Origin of the sequence: Actinocrinis sp., from assembly GCF_035946395.1 — a bacterium.
GTDB lineage: Bacteria > Actinomycetota > Actinomycetes > Streptomycetales > Catenulisporaceae > Actinocrinis.
The window spans coordinates 1-19,777 of record NZ_DASYZI010000004.1; the positions used below are offsets into that span (position 1 = coordinate 1).

Annotated in this window: 18 protein-coding genes and 1 pseudogene; 8 read left to right on the top strand and 11 right to left on the bottom strand. The window is 67.7% G+C overall.

What is annotated here, in order from left to right:
- The 3 genes from VGS97_RS00340 to VGS97_RS00350 form a co-directional block, all read right to left on the bottom strand.
- The coding region (locus VGS97_RS00340; protein WP_326851091.1) for a sodium/proton-translocating pyrophosphatase at window positions 1-975 on the bottom strand (975 nt) is incomplete at its 3' end.
- An 820-nt stretch (window positions 976-1,795) separates the two neighbouring features.
- The gene (locus VGS97_RS00345; protein ID WP_326851092.1) at window positions 1,796-2,362 is read right to left on the bottom strand and encodes an ATP-binding protein; all 567 of its coding nucleotides are present in this window, start codon (window positions 2,360-2,362) and stop codon (window positions 1,796-1,798) included.
- 94 nt (window positions 2,363-2,456) lie between these two features.
- Window positions 2,457-2,798: an anti-sigma factor antagonist gene (locus tag VGS97_RS00350; protein ID WP_211465825.1), complete on the bottom strand. Its 342-nt coding sequence runs from the start codon at window positions 2,796-2,798 to the stop codon at window positions 2,457-2,459.
- Between the two features lie 222 nt (window positions 2,799-3,020).
- Here VGS97_RS00350 and VGS97_RS00355 point away from each other — a divergent pair, with 222 nt between their 5' ends.
- Together VGS97_RS00355 and VGS97_RS00360 are read left to right on the top strand one after the other, a co-directional pair.
- On the top strand, window positions 3,021-5,495 hold the full coding sequence (locus VGS97_RS00355) for a DEAD/DEAH box helicase (RefSeq protein ID WP_326851093.1): 2,475 nt from the start codon (window positions 3,021-3,023) through the stop codon (window positions 5,493-5,495).
- Between the two features lie 63 nt (window positions 5,496-5,558).
- Window positions 5,559-5,984, top strand: coding sequence for a hypothetical protein (locus VGS97_RS00360; protein ID WP_326851094.1), 426 nt, complete (start codon window positions 5,559-5,561; stop codon window positions 5,982-5,984).
- Here the strand turns inward: VGS97_RS00360 and VGS97_RS29350 are convergent.
- From VGS97_RS29350 to VGS97_RS00390, 7 genes and pseudogenes are all read right to left on the bottom strand, one after another.
- A pseudogene (locus VGS97_RS29350) lies at window positions 5,967-6,548 on the bottom strand (flp pilus-assembly TadE/G-like family protein); the annotation flags it as partial. The gene VGS97_RS00360 and the pseudogene VGS97_RS29350 sit on opposite strands and share 18 nt — an antisense overlap.
- Window positions 6,475-6,918 (bottom strand): TadE family type IV pilus minor pilin, encoded by a 444-nt coding sequence (locus VGS97_RS00365; protein WP_326851095.1) that lies wholly within the window; start codon window positions 6,916-6,918, stop codon window positions 6,475-6,477. The pseudogene VGS97_RS29350 and the gene VGS97_RS00365, both read right to left, overlap by 74 nt.
- Window positions 6,915-7,154, bottom strand: coding sequence for a DUF4244 domain-containing protein (locus VGS97_RS00370; RefSeq protein WP_326851096.1), 240 nt, complete (start codon window positions 7,152-7,154; stop codon window positions 6,915-6,917). The genes VGS97_RS00365 and VGS97_RS00370 overlap by 4 nt, the downstream gene beginning before the upstream one ends.
- A gap of 22 nt (window positions 7,155-7,176) precedes the next feature.
- Window positions 7,177-8,040: a type II secretion system F family protein gene (locus VGS97_RS00375; RefSeq protein WP_326851097.1), complete on the bottom strand. Its 864-nt coding sequence runs from the start codon at window positions 8,038-8,040 to the stop codon at window positions 7,177-7,179.
- 359 nt (window positions 8,041-8,399) lie between these two features.
- Window positions 8,400-9,242: a hypothetical protein gene (locus VGS97_RS00380; RefSeq protein WP_326851098.1), complete on the bottom strand. Its 843-nt coding sequence runs from the start codon at window positions 9,240-9,242 to the stop codon at window positions 8,400-8,402.
- On the bottom strand, window positions 9,242-10,540 hold the full coding sequence (locus VGS97_RS00385) for a TadA family conjugal transfer-associated ATPase (protein ID WP_326851099.1): 1,299 nt from the start codon (window positions 10,538-10,540) through the stop codon (window positions 9,242-9,244). Before VGS97_RS00385 ends, VGS97_RS00380 begins: the two co-directional genes overlap by 1 nt.
- Window positions 10,537-11,373 carry a hypothetical protein gene (locus tag VGS97_RS00390; RefSeq protein ID WP_326851100.1) on the bottom strand — a complete coding sequence of 279 codons (837 nt, stop codon included), beginning with the start codon at window positions 11,371-11,373 and terminating at the stop codon, window positions 10,537-10,539. Before VGS97_RS00390 ends, VGS97_RS00385 begins: the two co-directional genes overlap by 4 nt.
- Before the next feature lie 408 nt (window positions 11,374-11,781).
- On the opposite strand from VGS97_RS00390, the gene VGS97_RS00395 reads away from it, so the two are divergent.
- Window positions 11,782-11,997 carry a hypothetical protein gene (locus tag VGS97_RS00395; protein ID WP_326851101.1) on the top strand — a complete coding sequence of 72 codons (216 nt, stop codon included), beginning with the start codon at window positions 11,782-11,784 and terminating at the stop codon, window positions 11,995-11,997.
- Window positions 11,998-12,352: 355 nt separating this feature from the next.
- On the top strand, window positions 12,353-13,144 hold the full coding sequence (locus VGS97_RS00400) for an HAD family hydrolase (protein WP_326851102.1): 792 nt from the start codon (window positions 12,353-12,355) through the stop codon (window positions 13,142-13,144).
- A 421-nt stretch (window positions 13,145-13,565) separates the two neighbouring features.
- Here the strand turns inward: VGS97_RS00400 and VGS97_RS00405 are convergent, their stop codons facing one another.
- Complete coding sequence (locus tag VGS97_RS00405; RefSeq protein ID WP_349261916.1) at window positions 13,566-14,387, bottom strand: oxidoreductase; 822 nt, start codon at window positions 14,385-14,387, stop codon at window positions 13,566-13,568.
- Between the two features lie 172 nt (window positions 14,388-14,559).
- On the opposite strand from VGS97_RS00405, the gene VGS97_RS00410 reads away from it, so the two are divergent.
- The 4 genes from VGS97_RS00410 to acs all read left to right on the top strand — a co-directional run.
- A complete protein-coding gene (locus tag VGS97_RS00410) occupies window positions 14,560-15,753 on the top strand; it encodes a histidine kinase (RefSeq protein ID WP_326851104.1) in 1,194 nt (397 codons plus the stop codon).
- Complete coding sequence (locus tag VGS97_RS00415) at window positions 15,750-16,550, top strand: LytTR family DNA-binding domain-containing protein (protein ID WP_326851105.1); 801 nt, start codon at window positions 15,750-15,752, stop codon at window positions 16,548-16,550. The genes VGS97_RS00410 and VGS97_RS00415 overlap by 4 nt, the downstream gene beginning before the upstream one ends.
- A 425-nt stretch (window positions 16,551-16,975) precedes the next feature.
- Window positions 16,976-17,572, top strand: coding sequence for an acetate uptake transporter (locus VGS97_RS00420; RefSeq protein WP_326851106.1), 597 nt, complete (start codon window positions 16,976-16,978; stop codon window positions 17,570-17,572).
- Between the two features lie 259 nt (window positions 17,573-17,831).
- Window positions 17,832-19,777 (top strand): acetate--CoA ligase (acs, locus tag VGS97_RS00425; RefSeq protein ID WP_326851107.1); only part of this gene is annotated, 1,946 nt, incomplete at its 3' end.

A 19,777-nucleotide genomic window follows, 5' to 3' on the forward strand; every position in this document is an offset into this window, starting at 1 on the left:
GAAGAAGCCCACGACCGAGATGATCGAACCGATCCAGAAGCCGTTGTGCACGCTCTTGAGCGCGGTGTCGGAGGTGTCCTGCGGCCCGGCGCGGACGGTGTAGGTCGAGATGATCGAGCCGAGCACGCCGATGCCGCGGACGAGGAGCGGGAAGATGACGCCCTTGTGGCCGACGGTGGCGAGGCCGAGGATCATCGCCGCCACGATCGTGACCTCGTAGCTCTCGAAGATGTCGGCCGCCATGCCGGCGCAGTCGCCGACGTTGTCGCCCACGTTGTCGGCGATGGTCGCGGCGTTGCGCGGGTCGTCCTCGGGGATGTTCTTCTCGACCTTGCCGACCAGGTCGGCGCCGACGTCTGCGGCCTTGGTGAAGATGCCGCCGCCGACGCGCATGAACATGGCCAGCAGCGCCGCGCCGAAACCGAAGCCCTCCAACACCTTCGGGGCCTCGTCCTTGTACGCCAGCACCACGATCGAGGCGCCCAGCAGGCCGAGCCCGACGGTGAACATGCCGACCACGCCGCCGGTCCGGAACGCGATCCGGGTGGCCCGGTTCGCGCCCGACTCGTTGGCCGCCGCGGCGACCCGCACGTTGGAACGCACGGCCAGCCACATGCCGACATAGCCGGTGATCGCCGAGAAGCCCGCGCCGAGGAGGAAGAACAGCGAGCGGCCGATCCGCACACTCCAGTTGTCTGCGGGCAGTGCCAGCAGCAGGAAGAAGGCGACGACGGCGAAGCCGCCGAGGGTGCGGAACTGCCGGGCGAGATAGGCTGCGGCGCCCTCCTGCACGGCGACCGCGATGCGCTTCATGTTCTCGCTGCCCTCGCCGGCGGCGAGGACCTCGCGGACCAGGTAGCCGGCCACGCCGAGCGCCCCGAGGGCGATCACCGCGACAATGACGACCAGGGTGAGATTGCCGCCCGAAAGGCTCGGCGCGGCGCTTGCCAGAAGCGGCTCATAGAGCCGGGGCATTGCGTCCTCCTTGACGTGGGTACCCCGTGGAGCGCGTCACAGAGCTGCGGCAGCAACGCTGTCGGCCTCATATCAGTACGGGGGCTTCAGATGGTCCGCGCGGTGGACTACGACCCCGGCGCCCCCGGCAGCGGGCGGCGGTGACGCGCCTGCGCCGCTCTTCCGCCGCCACGATCCGCGGCCGCACCCGGCCTGGTCGTTCGCGTAGACCTTGCTTTTCACCGTTTATTCAATCAGGACGGTCGCCCACTGGTTGGGACGGAGCGACCGATTGGGCGGAGTTTACGCACGCCAGCCGGTCTATACCAGCCACTGTTGGAGAATCGAGACCCGGAACGGCATGTGACACGCGTCTCACCAGGCGGAGTCATCGGGTTTGCCCCGTTCCAGCGCGTCGCCAGGAGTTTCCCGGGACAGGACTGTGACAGCACCCGCCACAAGATTCACATTGGCAGGCCAGCCGACCGGTAGCCCCAGCTCCGCGCCGTTCCCGGCAACATCGACCAGAGATTCACTCGAACCAGTGAGTGGCCCGACGAGCGGCCAAGTGAGCGGCCGCGACGACCCGGCCCCTCACTTACGCCACATCCACATCACAAAGTGATCTTCGTGCACTCGTAACGCGGCTCCGGCATCTCGGTGGAGCATTGCCATCTCCACCCGATGCTCGCCACACCGCACCGCACTCCGAGGGCAACCCCTGATCAGCTGTATCGCCAGCAACAACGCCCCAGGACAGAACGCCTAGCGCTTGCGACCCGACGCCTGGTGCTGGCCGCCGAGCGCCTTGGCACGCGGCTAGGAGCAGCAGCCGGGCCGGTCAGCCACCCCAGCGCGACGCGGCGACCGGCCAGCCCATGCGAATGACGCCGCCGCCCGAGGTCAGTTCGACCTCAAGATCGTCGACGAGGCCGCGCAGCACCGCAAGGCCCATGTCGGCACCGTCGGCGCCGCCCTCGTCGCCGAAGCCGCCGTCACCGACGAGCCGGTCCGCAGCGTTCTCGTCCTCAGGCTTGGGCACCGGGCCACCGCTGACCGCGTCTACCACCTCCACGCCGAAGCGCTCTCGCCCGTCCTTGAGATGCACGACGACCGGGACATGCGGGGCGGCGGAGCGGTGCAGTCCCACGGCCCGAGAGCAGGCCTCGCCGACGGCGAGGCGCACCTCGTCCAGCAGCCCGTCCTCGACGCCGACGCGGCGCGCGAGGGCGACGGCCACCAGTCGGGCCGTGCGCACGTGCTCGGGCAACGGCGCGAAGCGCAGCACCACCGGCGCGTCGCCGACCGGAGGTTGGTCGCCCGGCGACTCGCCGCCGCCGTCCGGCGCCCGGCTTCCGGGCTCCGCGCCGAGCGGCGCGAGCGAGTCGGCGGCGTGTGCACCCGTCATGACGAAGGTCCTCCCGCGGTGTTCCGATGTTCGGTTGCGTCGCCAGCCCCGGACCGCTCCGGCGCCGACGGGGCGGGAGCGGACCGGCCGCTGCTCAGTCGGTCGCGGCGATGGCGTCCTCGACCGTGGTGTGAATCGGGAACACCTTGGTCAGGCCGGTGATCCGGAAGATCTTCAAGATCCGCTCCTGGGTGCACACCAGGCGCAGCGAGCCGTCATGAGCCCGCACCCGCTTCAGCCCGCCGACCAGTACCCCGAGGCCGGTCGAGTCGAGGAAGTCGACCGCCTCCATGTCCACGACCAAGTGGTAGCGACCCTGATTCACGAGGTCCACCAACTGCTCGCGCAGCTTGGGGGCTGTGTAGACGTCGATCTCGCCGCCTACTTCGATGACCGTGCGGTCACCCTCGTGCCGGGTCGACAGGTTCAGATCCACGGGTCCTCCAGCGCTGTCCTGTTCGCGACTTCCCCGTTTGGGGTGAGTACGCATTCAATCACTCCACGCCCATACCTGACGACGGTATGCGACCGGTTCACCGCGAGGAGTGTTGCTTTCTCTTCCTGGTGCATCCTGGTGAACACGATGCCACGAACCAAGTCCGCTGAGGAGATTCTTCACCGACTTGTCTCGATCAGCCGCAGCGAGCGAGCTGACGCGATGACACATGTCGAGCGGGTGCCCGCGCGCCCGGCCCGTTACGCCGAGTGGCCCAGTTGGGCCGACCCGCGCGTCGTGGAGCGCTTCCAGGCGCTCGGAATCGAGCGCCCGTGGGCGCATCAGGCGCTGGCCGCGAATCTGCTGCACGAGCATCGCCATGTCGTGCTGGCGACCGGAACCGCCTCGGGAAAATCGCTCGGATACCTCCTTCCACTGCTCACCGACTTGATTGACGACGTGTCAGCCGACACGACCGCCACACGTGCGCCACGTCGTGCTACCGCGCTGTATCTGGCCCCTACGAAAGCCCTCGCCGCGGACCAGGCCAGGCGAATCCGGGAACTGCGTCTGCCGATCGCCCCGGCGGCGTGCCTGGACGGGGACACAACGCCCGAGGAGCGGCGCTGGATCCGCGACTACGGCGTTTTCGCGCTGAGCAACCCGGACATGGTCCATTACGCCCTCCTACCGGACCATCGGCGCTGGTCCCCCTTTCTTCGTCGTCTTCGATACGTGGTGATTGACGAGTGCCACGCCTATCGCGGCGTGCTCGGCTCGCACGTCGCGGCAGTGCTGCGACGGTTGCGCAGGATCTGCGCACACTACGGCGCGGATCCGGTTTTCGCACTCGCGTCGGCGACCACTGCGGACCCGGAGACCACCGCCGCACGACTCACCGGCCTGCCTGTGAGAGCCGTCACCGAAGACGGGTCGCCACATGGACGGGTGATGTTCGCTCTCTGGGAGCCACCGTTGACGGAGCGGCGCGGTGAGGGAGGAGCGCCAACACGGCGGTCCGCGATTGCGGAGGCGGCCGGTTTGCTCGCGGACTTGGTGCGTGACGAGGTACGGACCGTCGCGTTTGTACGGTCGAGGCGTGGCGCCGAACTGGTGTCGCTGATCGCCCGTCAACAGCTCGGCCAGACCAGTGCCGAGGCCTGGGGCGACAATACTCAGAAGGTTGCTATTACAGCACATGGACATCCCGAGACACGGACTATGGCCGAAGCCGGGATCGCACCAGAATCCGGCATCGCCTCCAAGTCCAAGTTGGGCTCCGGGACCGGGACCGGGATCGGGGCTGAGACCGAGCATGAGACCGAGGCCGGGAACGGGGCCAGGATCGGTGCCCAGACAGCACCTGTGCTGCACAGTCGGATCGCGGCCTACCGCGCCGGATATCTGCGGGAGGATCGTCGAGCGCTCGAAGCCGATCTGCTGTCCGGCCGCCTGCTGGGCGTAGCCGCCACCAATGCATTGGAACTGGGGGTGGACCTGTCCGGTCTGGACGCGGTCCTGCTCGTCGGTTACCCGGGCACTCGTAGTTCGGTATGGCAACAGGCCGGCCGGGCAGGTAGGTCCGGCCGAGACGCCTTGGCCGTCCTCATCGCTAGGGACGATCCGCTCGACACCTATCTCGTACATCATCCGGAGGCACTGTTCGGCAAGTCGGTCGAGAGCACCGTGCTGAATCCGAACAATCCCTACGTACTGTGGTCGCATCTGTGTGCGGCAGCAGCGGAGTTGCCACTGGCCGAACAGGATCTGGACCTGTTCGGGCCGACCGCCCCAGCGCTCGCCGCCGAACTCGGCCAGGCGGGCTGGCTGCGGGCACGACCGGGCGGGTGGTACTGGACCAGGCCGGAGCGGGCGGCAGATCTGACCGACCTGCGTGGCAGCGGCGGCACTCCGGTGCGGATCGTGGAGGCCGAAACCGGCAGGCTGTTGGGCCAGGTAGATGCCGCAGCAGCCCATACCACCGTCCACCAAGGCGCCGTCTACCTGCACCAGGGAGCCAACTACGTGGTCGACTCCCTCGACCTGGACGGAGCCATAGCCGTCGTTCACGGTGAGGAACCGGGGTACACGACACACGCCCGCGACGTCAGTCAGCTGCGGATCACCACCGAGGAGCGAACGGAGACCTGGGGGGCGCACATCCGGTTGGCCTTCGGCGCTGTCGAGGTCACCAATCAGGTCGTGGGTTACCTGCGCCGGGACGCTGCCACCGGGTCCGTACTGGACGAGGAGCCGCTCGACCTGCCCTCGCGGACCCTGGCGACCAAGGCGGTGTGGTGGACGATTTCGCCGGGCGCGCTGGCGCACGCCGAACTTGCCGCCCCGGACATCCCGGGAGCCGCTCACGCTGCGGAGCACGCCGCGATCGGCTTGCTTCCGCTGTTCGCCGAGTGTGACCGATGGGATATCGGCGGGCTGTCCACCGCCTGTCATGTGGACACCGGTCTGCCGACGGTGTTCGTGCATGACGGTCTGCCCGGCGGCGGCGGGTTCGCCGAGCGTGGCTACGAGCAGGCCCGCGCTTGGCTGAGCGCGACCCGCGCCGCCATCGCGGCCTGCGAGTGTCCGGTCGGCTGCCCCTCGTGCGTACAGTCGCCAAAATGTGGAAACGGGAACCAGCCTCTGGACAAGACAGGTGCGATTCGCCTGCTTGGCGTACTGCTCGACGAGCTGTGACGGGTAGTCATTTGTTGACACCAGTCCAACGGTTCGGGCGTGAGGCGGGTAACCGTGATAGCGGTGGCAGTGGCGGTGATTGCGGCCGTGATCTTGCTGACCGGTGGCGTGGTCGCCGAGTCCGATGTTCCCGACACGCTCACGTTCTTCGGGGTGACGGTGCGCACGACCAGTGCGCAGATCTTCCTGACCGGGGCGATCTGCACGTGGGCGCTGCTTGCCGCCGCTTGGTTGCTGGCCGCGGGCATCCGCCGTTCCCGTGAGCGTGGTGCCGAGTTGGCACTGCTGCGCGGCCGTCCGACGAACCGGGTCGCCGGTACTGACTCCGTCGAGCCCGTCGGCGGCGCCGACCAAGGCGAACTCGCCGGACTGTTCGGCTTCGCCGCTCACCCTGATGGAATCATCGCCGACCGGTCCAGCTCGGGCGGTGGCGGTGACCACGTTGACGCCAGTCAGGATTCGGCCGAACAACCACCGCGTTGGCAGTGAGGTCTCGACTGCGACCGTACAGTCCAAGGGGTCACAAGTGCACGCGCTGATCACAGCACCGACCATCCGCGCCTCGTCGGCTGCGTGAACGCACGGCGCGCCGCTGTCAGGGTCGCCTTCCCGGATCAAGCCGCGTGCCGCGCCGCCCGCAGCAGCAAGCGCTGCCTGGTCGGCCGTCCGCTCGGCACTGTGCCGCGCGGAGATCGCGCCGATCCAGATCAGCGCGCAGGTTGCCGCACTGGACGCAACAAGGACCATGGCGAGAGCCCAGATCGTGGCGGACCCGGCTTCATCACGCATGAGCGCGGTTCGCGGGCGGAGCAGGCGGAATAGCCGTAGTGATCGTAGTGGTCGTAGTGGCTGAAGCGACCTGGACAGTCCGAGTCGAGGACAGGGTCGAGGTCTGGTGACTTTCCGAGACGATGTGAGTCGGCGCGTTACCGATCGAAGCGGGGTTGGGGGCACGCCGGGCGTATTGCATTTCACCATGTCAATGCACCGCCTGCTCAAGTGCACCCTTTGCGCACGGAGTTCCGGGCTCGCAGGCGATCTGGGCATGTCCATCGACGTGGATGACGGGCAACAGTGCTCCGCCGAGGGCCAGTTGCGCCGACACGCGAACCAGCACGCTGCCATCGGCAGTGTTGACGAACACTGATGTGTCTGCGGGGCCAAGGCGATCGACGGCTCGGGTCGCGAAACCCACCGTTTCTCCACGCGCCAATCCGCGAGCAGCCTCCCACGCAGCGTCGGCGCAGCGCAGCTGGGTCGCCGCGGCGGTGACGATCAAAACAAGCGCCAGACCCAGGCCGACCAGGGTCGGCAGGACCATCGCCGTCTCGGCGGTCACGTAGCCGCGCTGCGCCTCGGCGCTCTGCTTGTTCGCGGCTGGTTTCCTCGCGGCGCCGAGTAGTGCGCTGCGCAGACCGGTCATCCGACTGCTCCGAGCGCCTTGCGGACGATCCCGGAGAGTAGCGAGGCGACCATTCCACTCGTGACGATCTTGTAGAGGAGGGCCGCAAATCCGCAGGCCGCGAGTGTCCCGATCGCATATTCGGCCGTCGTGGTCCCCGCTTGTGGCCCATGACGGCTCAAAGTTCCGGAGATGAGTCTTCGGTGGCAGCGGAGCATGACGCCGTACAGGTCGGTGAGCGTGGGGAGCGTGAGCATGCTGATTTCTCCTTGTGGTGGATCAGGGCCGCAGCGCGGCCAGTAGGCCCAGAGCGGTGGGCATGACGCCGATGAGGATGAACGCGGGCAGGAAGCAGAGGGCGAGCGGCACGGTCGCACGAACGGCCACTGAGCGAACCCGCGTTTGCATCGCCTGATCGGCGGCGCGCCACAGGTCGCGGGCAGCCTTCGAGACGGTTTCCGCGGCGGGGGCGCCGGTGCGGCTGGCACGCAGGGCGGCTGCCGCGACCGGAGCAGTCACGCTGTCCACGGCGAGCAGGCTCCAAGCCGTCTCGGGATCCGCGCCGCGGCGCAATGCCTGAGCCGCAGCGGCGAACCGCCGTGCGATCTCGGCGGTGGGCTCGACAGCAGGCGTGGGCTTGGCGCCGAAGCGATGAGAGCGGAAGAACGCGAGGCGGTCACGTCGCGGCACGGGATGCGCAGCGTTGACTTGATCGAGGCCGCGGCACTCAGGTGCGGCTCCAAAGAGGCGAGAGCGGATGCGTGCGAGGCGGTCATGGCGTGGCGGGGGATGCGCAGCGCCGATCCGATCGAGGCTGCCGCGCTCACGAGCAGTTCCGAAGAGACGAGAGCGAATGGGTGTGAGGTAGCCACCTCGCAGCAGGGGACGCTCGGCGTCAAGCCGATCGAGGCTGCCTCGCTCGGGTGCGGCGGTGAATCGCTGGGAACGAATCAGGGCGAAGCGGTTCCGCCGCGTCAGGGGATGCCCTGTGTCAAGCCGTTTGAGGCTGTCGTGCTTGAATGTGGTTCCGTTTAAACGGCCGATGAACGCGGTGGCGGTCACTGCGGCGGCGTCGGCTGGCAGCAGACCGGCTGCCAAGCCGGCGGCGAACAGGTCGACTACCGGTGGTGCTGCCGCGACCAAGCGCAGCCTGGAACGCGTTTCGCTTTCCGAGACCCGGCGCGAGCCGAATACGAGTACACCAATGGTGCTCGCCAGCCCGACGAGGGCACCACCCGACCCGCCGACGAAGAGGCCGACTGCGCAGCCGGCGAGCACCGCACCGAGTGTCTGCCGAAGCGTCGGGCGCCGGACGTCGGGTGCCCATTTCGGAGAGGAGATCGCAGGTTCCTGCGGCACTCTTCCGGTGGTCGTGCGGGATGGCGCCCAACGTACAACCGCCGCGAGCAGAACGAACACGACTGCGGTCGCCACTTCGACAGGACGCACCGACGGCTCCGGCTTGTGCTCAAGTTGTGTCCAGACGTGGCTCCACGGGGCCGTCATGTCGTCCATCCCCCGGGGATGCCTCGGAACGAGGCAGGCCTGAACGAACGGACGGTGTTGGTGCGGTTCGGGGTTGATTCGGTCAGGGTGGATTCGACGGAGCCGACGAGCCGGTCGGTCCAGCGCAACCCGGCGAGTTCAAGCAGGCAGCCAGCCGCGAGACAGACCTCGCCTGCCGGACGGCTCAGCAGCGTGTGTACAGGGTCGGCGCCCAACGCCGATCCCAGAGCGAGTCCGAAGATCGGAAGCACTCCGAGAAGCGCCACCGTTGTGCGCACGCCGGACAACTCCATCGCCAGGTTTTGTCTACGCGCTTGCTCCGCACGCAACCCGTCCTCGATGCCGGACACGGCGCCGGTCAGCGACACGCCGTGCACCTCGGCCGCGCGCCAGCAGGCGGCCAGCGAGGTCAGGCCGTTCCGACCCGGGGTGTGCGCGGCCTCGGCGAGCAGTTCCGCGGCAGAACGGTGCGGATCGGGCATGGTGACTGCTTCGGCCAGATCCCGCAACTCGGGGCGACACCACACTGCTTCGGCGAACGCGGCACTCGGTTGCCGACCTGCCTGAAGCTCACCGCGCAACGCAGCGCACAGGTCGACGACGGCCGAGCGCTGCGCTGTCGTAGCGGCTCGCATTCTGGCGCGTGCGATACGAGAGCGGGTGAGCATGGCGGCGAGCGACGCCAGGAGCGTGGGAAGCATTGAGCGCGTGGCGAGCGACGCGAACGTGCCGAGCAGGATGGCCGCCGCGATGAAAGGGACCGCGGGGACGGATACCGTGTTTGGGCCGGGGCTGGGGCCTGCGGCTGCGGCTTTGGGTTGGCGTGTGGGCGTGGTCATCATGGCTCCTGCTTGCGGGATGGGGCACTTGCCCGGAAGCCGCGGACGAGTTCCTCGTCGAGATTTCGAGGCGCCAGTGGTGACTCGACCCGCACCGGTTGCCGGAGTTCGTCGCAGAGCTGCGGATATCCGGGCCACTCGCGTACCTGGCCGGCCTGGTCGAAGCTGAGCGCCAAGGTCACCTGCACCGGCCCTACCGCGTTGCGGCGCCGCACCACGGCAATCGACTGGAGGTACCGTCGGCCGAACTCGTTGCGGTCGAGGTGGATCGCAATGCGCAGCGCGGCCGAGGCCTGGCTGTGCACGGCCTCACGCGAGACACCGGCAAGCAGGGCCAAGGCTTCGATCCGGGCCGGGATGTCGTGTGGGCGGTTGGCGTGCAACGTGCCACAGCCACCATCATGACCAGTATTTAAAGCACTGAATAGATCCATGATCTCCGCGCCTCTTGCCTCTCCGAGCACGATGCGGCTCGGCCGCATCCGCAGCGCCTGCTTGATCAACTCTCGGATGGTTACCTGCCCGCGGCCTTCCTGGTTCGCCGGGCGCGTCTCCAGCCGCACGACATGTGGGTGATCCGGCATCAGTTCTGCGCAGTCCTCGACGAGAACGAGTCGCTCCTCGCGCCCGCAGAGGGACAGCAAGGTGGACAACAAGGTCGTCTTGCCGGTCCCGGCGCCGCCGGTGATCAGGAACGGGGCTCGTTGGCGCACAATTTCGGCGAGGATCGCAGCCCCGGACGCGGTGAGGGTGCCGAGTTGCTTGAGCTCGTCGAGCGAGTAGAGGCGTCTGTGTGGAACGCGCAACGAGATCGCGGTGCCGTTGACCGCGATGGGCGGCAAGACGGCGTGCAGTCGCGTACCGTCGGGCAACCGGGCGTCCACGAACGGCGACGCGTCGTCGAGTCGGCGTCCGGCCTGGATGGCGAGGCGTTGAGCGAGCCTGCGGACGGCAGCCTCGTCCTCAAACTCCACTTCCACACGTTCGAGGCGGTCGGCGCGCTCGACCCAGATCTCCTGCGGTCCGTTCACCAGCACGTCGGTGACTTCCGGATCGGCGATCAGCGCCGCGACCGGATCGGCGGTCAGTACGTGTTCGCACAGCGATTCAGCGAGCGCTTGCAGGGCGTCATCGCCGAGCGGGCAGCGCCGTGCCCTCAGCGCGGCGACGACTGCGGGCACCTCGGGAGGGAGGATGCCGACCGCCAATTCGTTGCCGATGACACGCAGCAGGCCCTCGTATTTCTGGGCGAGTTCCGCGATGGGTTGAGCGTTGGAAGGTGCTGTAGGCGGCTTCATGTGGTCACCTGCGTCCGGTCGGAGTTGCCCGCCGTGGCCGGACCGATGACACAGCGTTCGATGATTCGGTGGCTGAATCGGGCGAGCGATGTCGCACAGCGGCCACCGAGTTGCTGGTGTGAGGCACTTTTCGGGATCGCGTTGCGGCCGGGCCGCACGATGCCGGCGAGCGGCGCGTCGAGCAGGCCCGCGAACTGGCGGGCGGTCAGCTCGTCGCGACCGGGCAAACGGGCGACGAGCTGCGGGCGCGGCCCCACGACGGAGAGCATCGGCAGCAGCCGGGATGCGGAGACGGCGGTCCGTTCGGAGACCGGCGCGATCACCAGGGTGTGCGTCGCCTCTGACAGCACGAGTTGCGTCGAGTCGTCGACGACGCGCGGCAGATCCACGACGACGACGTCAGCGCTGGTGCGCAGCACGCGCAGGGCGTTTCGCATTGAGGCCACCGGGATCGATTCCGCTGTCGATCCGCCCCAGGTGACCAGGGCGAGATCGGGGTCGGCTGAGCCCCGGCCAGGTGGGCGGCGCGGTTCTGGCGGGTCGACGCCGTGCCGCCATGCCTCGGCGGGTCGAATCAGCTCGCTGGAAGCGATGGTCGCGGTGCCGAGGGCGACGAGTGATTCGAGCCCGCCGCCGAGCGGATCGGCATCGAACAGGATTGCGCGCCGTCCGACGCCGAGCGCGGTCACCGCGAGGGAGACGGCGAGGGTCGAGGCACCCGCTCCGCCGCAGCCGCCGATCACCGCGATCAGCGGGACGACCCGGCCGCCGCGGCCGCGCCGTACGGCCCGCGTGGATCTCGTGGAGGCTGAACCCCCGGCGTTCGCTGGCATCTCGCTCCCTCTCGAATCTCGCCCGATTGCGAATGGTGATCGCATGACTACGGTGAGACAGCAGGGAGCAATGGCGCCAGTGCTCTTGAAAATCTGTGGATAAGTCCTGTGGATAAGTCACGGCGAGTGGAGTTAGTACGTGTACTGATTACCCGCAGTAGCAAGATCTCGGTGCCGCCGGGTGGCCGGGATGAGGAAGCGCCAGACTGAGGGGCGCGGCGCGGCGAGGCACGCGCAATGCCCGTCAGCAAGTCTGGGTATTGACAGCTGCGGGCTGGGGATTCGGGAAAAGAGACGACCCCCGCCGGGGGGGAGAGCGGGGGTCGTCGCCTCAGCGCGGCTCGGGGGGGAGGAGCCGGGCCAAGGCAGCACGGTCGCGAACGATCCGTGACTTCCATGGTGTACCCGATGGGCCTTGAAGGCAAACTGGCGCGAGATTCATTACGCCAAATGATGAAGAAGAGCAGTTTGACCTGCAAAAACGAGCTGGCGAACGGAGTCGGCGCGCTTTCACGGCGCCCGCGCGCCAAGCCGGGCCCGGTTACCCTGCGTAACCAGCCCTCGGCTCGACCGAGAGAGCTGATGGGTAGTGAGAAAGACGGGGCGAAAGGTTCGAACAAGTGAGCAGTGCGCTGTTCGCGAATGCGCAGTGCCAGGGAAGATCCACAGCGCGCGCTATCGCGAACCCCGCACGCGGGCTGGGCACGGATGAGCCCCTGATGGATCCGTGCCGACCGGAGTCGAGCAGACTCACGGCCTCGTTTCGATCACACAGAGTAGCAACATCGTCATAGATTATGACAGGCTCGTGATATCGAACCGACAATGCGCCGCCCGCACCCCCAAGACACTCCGCGCACCCCTGAGGTCCATCGATTGCTTTCCGATTGGGCCGTCACACCGCGTAGGCTGCGTGGCATCGCCTACCGCACTCCGCCGACCGGTGAGAGAAGCTGAGGGAGTCAGGGAGTCACCGCCGATGCGCACCGCAGCGTTCTTCGACCTCGACAAGACGATCATCGCAAAATCGTCAACTCTCGCCTTCGGCCGCTCCTTCTACCAGGGCGGACTGATCAACCGGCGGGCGGTGCTCAAGACCGCGTACGCGCAGTTCGTCTACCTCGTGGGCGGCGCGGACCACGACCAGATGGAGCGGATGCGCCAGTACCTCTCCGCGCTGTGCACAGGCTGGGACGTCGGACAGGTCAAGGAGATCGTCGCCGAGACGCTGCACGACCTGATCGACCCTCTGATCTACCAGGAGGCCGCCGATCTGATCGCCGAGCACAAGGACGCCGGCCGGGACGTGATCATCGTGTCCTCGTCCGGCGCCGAGGTGGTCGAGCCGATCGGCGAGCTGATCGGCGCGGACAAGGTGGTCGCGACCCGCATGGTGGTCGCGGACGGCCGGTACACCGGCGAGATCGAGTTCTACGCCTACGGGGACAACAAGGCCAGTGCAATAAAGGCACTGGCCGAGACGGAAGGCTACGACCTCGACGGTTGCTACGCCTACAGCGATTCGGCCACCGACCTGCCCATGCTCGAACTGGTCGGTCACCCCTGCGCGGTCAACCCCGACCGGGCGCTGCGCAAGGAGGCCGCGGCGCGCGATTGGCAGATCGAGGTGTTCGCCAACCCGGTTTCGCTGCGCGCGAAGATGGCGAACCTGAACCTGCCCGCCAAGCCGGTGATCGCCGCTACAGCGCTCGGCGTGGGTACCGCGGCGGCAGCGGGCATCGTCTGGTACGCGCGCAAGAAGCGCTCATAGGACACCGCTGAGCGGTCTCGGTTCACGGTCGTAGTCGGCTTTGGTCGCCTGACACCGGTAAATACACGGCGACGGCGCCCCGAGTCATGGATTGGGGCGCCGTCCGGTTGCACGGACCGTCCGAGATACCAAGCGTGCACCGCTACTGTCGTCAGACCAGTCCACCCGAGGCCGTAGCCTGGTGTCTGTCTCGACGGGCCCTAACGCGGGTCGGTCGCGCGTGGGTTCTCGGGCGCCGTGCGCGGTCCGTGGCCGGTGACTTCAACTTCCCAGCCTTCCTCAAGAAGCGGTCTCGCGGGCCGTACTTCCTTTGTAGAACGAGTGCGCCGAGTTGGAAACCCGTGCACGGTGGTCCGCCGGCCTCTTCACCCGAACGGACCATCGGTTCGTCACGCGAGCCCGATTGCTTTAACCACTTGCTCTAACCACGCATTAATGCTTCACAAATCGAGAGCGATTCCTCGGAGCCCCTGACCAGAGCCTCGGCGCAGTGGATGATCCATGCGCTTAACCCCTCCGCCGTACCGGATGTATAGGCAGCAAGCGCGGTCTCACGCGCCTGCACGCCGAGTTCGAGGAACCCGACCTCGGGCACGGCCAGTGATTGGGGATCAAGGCCTCGCGCGACCAGCAGGAGGCGGAAGACGACGCGGGCGACCAAGCCGTCGCCCCAACCGAACGGCGTCGCCGCCAGCAGTTCGCCGTGGGCCACGGCGGCGACGACCAGCGCCGGGGCCTTGCTCGGTGCGGCGAGTAGCGTGGCGAGCGCGGTCAGCCTGGCAGCAGCCTCGTCCGCATCGACGGGTGTCGCCGGACCGCCGGGCTCGACGATGACCGCTTCGCCCGCGCCACGCGGCCTTCCGATTCGCGCCGGTTCGATCTCACCGGCAGCCGCCAGCATGTGCATCCGCGTCAAGGCCTGCGCCGGTGCCTGTTGCAGGATCGTCAACAGTGACGAGAGCTCGGCGGAGACACGTAACGCGCCGCGCACCACCCCCGCAGCGACCTCGTCACCCAGATCCGTTCGCCGTCTGAGTTCCTCCAACGGCCAGTCGGTTCCGGCGATGGCTGCCGACGCCCGTGCTCCGCGCAGTGCGGATTCCGCAGCCACATCGGCCGAGCGGCCACGCAGTACCTTGTGCGCGCGCACGCGATCCACGGCTGCACGCGCCTCGTCCACCGCCTCGGGCACTCCGGGTAGGGCGTTGAGCACGGCGAGGGGGTCAGCGGTTGAGGTCGTCATAAGCGACAAAACTATGCCACGTGTGGAACGCGGCGGCATGCAGCCAGGTCAGTCCGTGCGGAGATCCCTTGTCGTTGCCCACATGTCACGGTGGCCCCAAAGCGGTTCTTGTGATCGGGTCGTGGACGAATCACCCTGGCGATGATCTTGTGCGTGACGTACCGTCATGAAGGTGGATTCCACGGCGACGACGATCGCGCTCGCGGGAGTGCTGGCCATCCCGGTCGGCGCAGCCGTACGAGCGGCGCGGCGGCACCACGTGTACGGCACCCCGACCGAGCGTGCAGCTTACGAGGCGATGCACACCGTCTCGCTCGCCGCTCCCACACTGCGTGAGGGACTCTCCCCCGAATCCGCCCGAAAATCGGCGCGACATCTGCGGCGGTTGCTGGGTACCGCAGCCGTCGCGATCACGGACGCCGATCGGCTGCTCGCCTGGGACGGCGAGGGCGATCGACACGCCGAGGACGCTCTCGTCCACGCAAAGAACGTCGTCGCCACCGGCCGGGTGAAGCTGCTCGACTGGGTCGATTGCGGCGGTGAGGAATGCCCGATCCGCGACGCGGTGATCGCACCGCTGATCGTCGACGGCCGGACCGTCGGCACGCTCGCGGCGTACAACAGCACGGCGTCCGTCGCGTTGACCCGTGCGGTCTGCGAAGTCGCCCGATGGGTCTCCTCGCAGCTCGAACTCGGTCAGCTCGACCAATCTCGCACCCGGGCGATGGAGGCGGAGATCCGCGCGCTGCGAGCGCAGATCTCGCCGCACTTCATCTACAACTCGCTCACCGCCATCGCCTCGTTCGTGCGCACCGACCCGTCCCGCGCCCGCGAACTGCTGCTGGAGTTCGCCGATTTTACCCGGTACTCCTTCCGCCGTAACGGATCGATGACGACGCTCGCGGAGGAACTGCGCTGTATCGACTGCTACTTCGAGCTCGAACAGGCGCGCTTCGGCGACCAGTTGCAACTCGTTGTGCGCGTAGCGCCGGAAATCCTGGGGCTGGAGCTACCGTTCCTGTGCATGCAACCGCTCGTCGAGAATGCGGTACGGCACGGTTTGCGCGGCGAGAGCGGGCAGGGCACCGTCACCATCTCGGCCGAGGACAGCGGGACCGAATACACGATCAAGATCGTCGACGACGGGGCCGGCATGGACCCGGCCACCGCCGGAGCAGCGCTGAGCGGCGAGGGCACCTCGGATGCACACGCGGTCGCCAACATCCAGGAGCGACTGCTCGCGGCCTTCGGCCCGGATCACGGACTGCAACTGGACTCCACGCCAGGCGAGGGGACCACGGTCACGATCCGAGTACCCAAGCCGATCGCCCGCAGGAAGCCGGCCAATCGACGGGAGGATGCATGACCCAGTCGGCCGACCGGCAGGAACGCCATGACCGGCAAGACCGGCAGCAGACGGAGCGGCCCGGTCTCGCGGTGCTCGCCGTCGACGACGAGCGCCCCGCCCTGGAGGAGCTGACCTACCTGCTGAGCGCGGACTCCCGGATCGGAAGCATCCGGACCGCGTCGTCGGGTGCCGAGGCGATTCGGGTGCTCAACGAGGAACACCGGGTAGATGCGTTGTTCCTCGACATCCGTATGCCGGGTGCGACCGGCGTGGACATCGCGAGGACGCTTGCCCGACGCCCGGACAGTCCGCAGGTCGTCTTCGTCACGGCACACGAGGACTTCGCGGTCGGCGCGTTCGAACTGCACGCGGTGGACTACGTGCTCAAGCCGGTGCGTCAGGACCGGCTTGCGGAGGCGATTCGGCGCGTACACGAGCGGGTGCACGTGCGTACCCGCAGTGCTCCCGCCGAGGAGGATGAGGTGGTCCCGGTCGAGTTGGCCGGCGTGACCCGGTTCCTCACTCGCTCGCAGATTCGTTACGTCGAGGCGCACGGCGATTACGCACGACTGCATACCGCGTCGGGATCGCACCTCGTGCGGATATCGCTGGCGACACTTGAGGAACGCTGGACGCCCCACGGCTTCGCCCGCATTCACCGGTCATACCTAGTCGCGCTGCGTCACGTGCAGGAGGTCCGCTGGGACGCCGGGCACACGACGGTGAAGGTCGGCGACAAGACTCTCGCCGTCAGTCGCAGACATGCCCGCGAACTACGCGACCGTCTGCTCGGAGACGCCAACCGGCAGCGTTGACCGCGGCGTTGATCGATCACAGCGTTCATCAACCGCAGCGTTCATCGATCACAGCGTTGATCACAGCGTCACGCATTGGGCCGAACGGGCCGAACACCGGGCCGAACGCGGGATCTATCGCCTGGAACGCCGCGCCGATCACCTGGGTGGCACATGCCCAGTGATCAAAATCAACATGTCAAGACGCGACCAGAAAGCAAGAACACCAGGTCACGCCGATTAGTTCGATACCGGTCGGCGCATTCGACGGGCCGCTCGGCGCATCGTGGCAAACGCTCGTCATGAGCACTCGGCGACGCGGGCAGGTGGCGGGCAAGCCTCCGGTTCTGGAGGCGACAGCCACAGGCCCCGGTCCGGATGCCGGCGGCGTACTACCCACCGGCTTGCGGAATCCGGGCCGACTTCTGGTCGAAAGGATCCCGGTCGTGAGCAATGAAGCCCCCACGACTACCGCTCCGGCGACTATCGCCGATCCCGCTGCGCTCGGCCTCGCCGGATTCGCGTTCACCACTCTCCTGCTGTCCTTCGCCAACGCCAACATCATCGCCGAGAAGGGCGCGATCGTGATCGTGCTCGGCGCGGCTGCCTTCTACGGCGGTCTGGCGCAGCTGCTGGCCGGCATGTGGGAGTTCAAGCGCGGCAACACCTTCGGCGCGACCGCGTTCAGCTCGTTCGGCGCGTTCTGGCTCAGCTACTGGTGGATCGTCAATCACCTCACCGGTGACGACGTCCACCAGGCGCTCGGCCTGTACCTCATCGGTTGGTGCCTCTTCACCGCGTACATGACCGTCGCGGCGTTGCGCACCTCGGCAGCCGTGCTGGCCGTGTTCGCCTTCCTGACCGTCACCTTCCTGTTCCTGGGCATCGGGGCCTTCCAGAACGGCATGCCCGCGCCCGACGCGCTGACCAAGGTCGGCGGCTGGCTCGGGATCGTGACCGCAGCGGCGGCCTTCTACGCCTCGGCGGCGACGGTCATCAACTCGACGCACAAGCGGGACGTACTGCCGACGATGCCGCGCTGACCGCGGAAACGCGGCCGGCCAACCGGTCCCACCCGGCGCCGAAGTGCGGAAGCGGCCGAGGCCGGACGACCACGCCACCGGCGAGGCTCCATCTCGCCGGTGGCGTGGTCTAGACCTATTGTGCCCGAAACCCTTGCGAAACATCAGGCGGACTGGTGTGCTTTAGGCCTGAGAGACCTCCCAACCGAATGTGGCGGAGTGCCGCGTCCCTCCGCGCCCCGTCCCGGTCCGTGTGCCGGACATCTTCCGAGGAGTTCGTGTGTCCAACGAAACGCTGTCGAACCTGTTGAACGAGGAGAGGCGGTTCGAGCCGCCCGCGCAGCTGGCGGCGGCGGCGAACGTGACAGCCGAGGCCTACGGGCAGGCCGAGGCGGACCGCCTGGCCTTCTGGGACGCCCAGGCGAAGCGGCTGGCCTGGGCGCAGCCGTGGACCGAAGTGCTGGACTGGTCGGACCGGCCGTTCGCCAAGTGGTTCATCGGCGGAAAGCTGAACGCGGCCTACAACTGCGTCGACCGGCACGTCGAGGCGGGGCACGGCGACCAGGTCGCGATCTACTTCGAGGGCGAGCCGGGAGACACCCGCACGATCACTTACGCCGACTTGCAGCGTGAGGTGTCCAAGGCTGCCAACGCACTGACCGAGCTGGGCGTGGGAGCGGGCGACCGGGTCGCCATCTACATGCCGATGATCCCCGAGACCGCCATCGCGATGCTGGCCTGCGCGCGTATCGGCGCGCCGCACTCGGTCGTCTTCGCAGCGTTCTCCGCCGAGGCGCTGCGTTCACGCATCGACGACGCGGGGGCGAAGGTCCTGATCACCGTTGACGGCTACAACCGGCGCGGTGGCGTGGCCAACCTCAAGCCGAACGCGGACGCCGCGGTCGACGGCGCCGAGTCGATCGAGAACGTTCTGGTCGTGCGGCGCACGGGACACGAGGTGCCGTGGAACGAGCAGCGCGACGTCTGGTGGCACGAGTTGGTGGACCGTCAGTCCGACCAGCACACCCCCGAGGCCTTCGACTCCGAGCACCCACTGTTCATCCTGTACACCTCGGGCACGACCGGTAAGCCCAAGGGCATCCTGCACACGACAGGTGGTTACCTCACACAGGTCTCGTACACGCACCACGCGGTGTTCGACCTGAAGCCGGACACGGACGTGTTCTGGTGCACTGCGGATGTTGGCTGGGTGACCGGGCACTCGTACATCGTCTACGGGCCGCTGTCGAACCGCGCGACCCAGGTGATGTACGAGGGCACGCCGGACACGCCGCACCAGGGCCGCTTCTGGGAAAACATCCAGAAGTACAAGGTCAGCATCCTGTACACGGCGCCGACCGCGATCCGGATGTTCATGAAGTGGGGCGACGACATCCCGGCGAAGTTCGACCTGTCCTCGCTGCGGCTGCTCGGCTCGGTCGGCGAGCCGATCAACCCGGAGGCGTGGATCTGGTACCGCGAGCACATCGGCGGCTCGCGCGCCCCGATCGTCGACACCTGGTGGCAGACCGAGACCGGCGCCATCATGATCTCGCCGCTGCCGGGCGTGACAGTCACCAAGCCGGGTTCGGCGACGCGGCCGCTGCCGGGGATCTCGGCGAACGTGGTGGAGAAGGACGGCACCATCGTGCCCAACGGCGGCGGCGGCTTTCTGGTGCTGGACAAGCCGTGGCCGTCGATGCTGCGCGGCATCTGGGGCGACCCGGAGCGCTACCGCGAGACGTACTGGTCGCGGTTCGCCGAGCAGGGCTACTACTTCGCCGGCGACGGCGCGAAGAAGGACCTGGACGGCGACCTGTGGCTGCTCGGCCGGGTGGACGACATCATGCTGGTCTCCGGGCACAACATCTCCACCACCGAGGTCGAGTCCGCGCTGGTCTCGCACCCGGCGGTGGCGGAAGCCGCGGTGGTCGGCGCGAAGGACGAGACCACCGGGCAGCGCATCGTCGCGTTCGTGATCCTGCGCAGCAGCCAGGTGGAGGACGCCGACCTGGACGCGGCGCTCAAGGCGCACGTGACCAAGGAGATCGGCCCCATCGCCAAGCCCAAGCAGATCCAGTTCGTGGCGGAACTGCCCAAGACGCGGTCCGGCAAGATCATGCGGCGGCTGCTCAAGGACGTCGCGGAGGAGCGCGCGCTCGGCGACACCACGACGCTGACCGACGCCGGCGTCATGGACCTGATCAAGGCCAAGCTCCCGCACGC

Bases quoted from the DNA above. Each gene is read 5' to 3' on its own strand.
- VGS97_RS00345 (WP_326851092.1), bottom strand. From the start codon at position 2,362: ATGACGGGTGCACACGCCGCCGACTCGCTCGCGCCGCTCGGCGCGGAG.
- VGS97_RS00355 (WP_326851093.1), top strand. From the start codon at position 3,021: ATGACACATGTCGAGCGGGTGCCCGCGCGCCCGGCCCGTTACGCCGAG.
- VGS97_RS00365 (WP_326851095.1), bottom strand. From the start codon at position 6,918: ATGACCGGTCTGCGCAGCGCACTACTCGGCGCCGCGAGGAAACCAGCC.
- VGS97_RS00370 (WP_326851096.1), bottom strand. From the start codon at position 7,154: ATGCTCACGCTCCCCACGCTCACCGACCTGTACGGCGTCATGCTCCGC.
- VGS97_RS00380 (WP_326851098.1), bottom strand. From the start codon at position 9,242: ATGACCACGCCCACACGCCAACCCAAAGCCGCAGCCGCAGGCCCCAGC.
- VGS97_RS00385 (WP_326851099.1), bottom strand. From the start codon at position 10,540: ATGAAGCCGCCTACAGCACCTTCCAACGCTCAACCCATCGCGGAACTC.
- VGS97_RS00390 (WP_326851100.1), bottom strand. From the start codon at position 11,373: ATGCCAGCGAACGCCGGGGGTTCAGCCTCCACGAGATCCACGCGGGCC.
- VGS97_RS00395 (WP_326851101.1), top strand. From the start codon at position 11,782: ATGGGCCTTGAAGGCAAACTGGCGCGAGATTCATTACGCCAAATGATG.
- VGS97_RS00400 (WP_326851102.1), top strand. From the start codon at position 12,353: ATGCGCACCGCAGCGTTCTTCGACCTCGACAAGACGATCATCGCAAAA.
- VGS97_RS00405 (WP_349261916.1), bottom strand. From the start codon at position 14,387: ATGACGACCTCAACCGCTGACCCCCTCGCCGTGCTCAACGCCCTACCC.
- VGS97_RS00415 (WP_326851105.1), top strand. From the start codon at position 15,750: ATGACCCAGTCGGCCGACCGGCAGGAACGCCATGACCGGCAAGACCGG.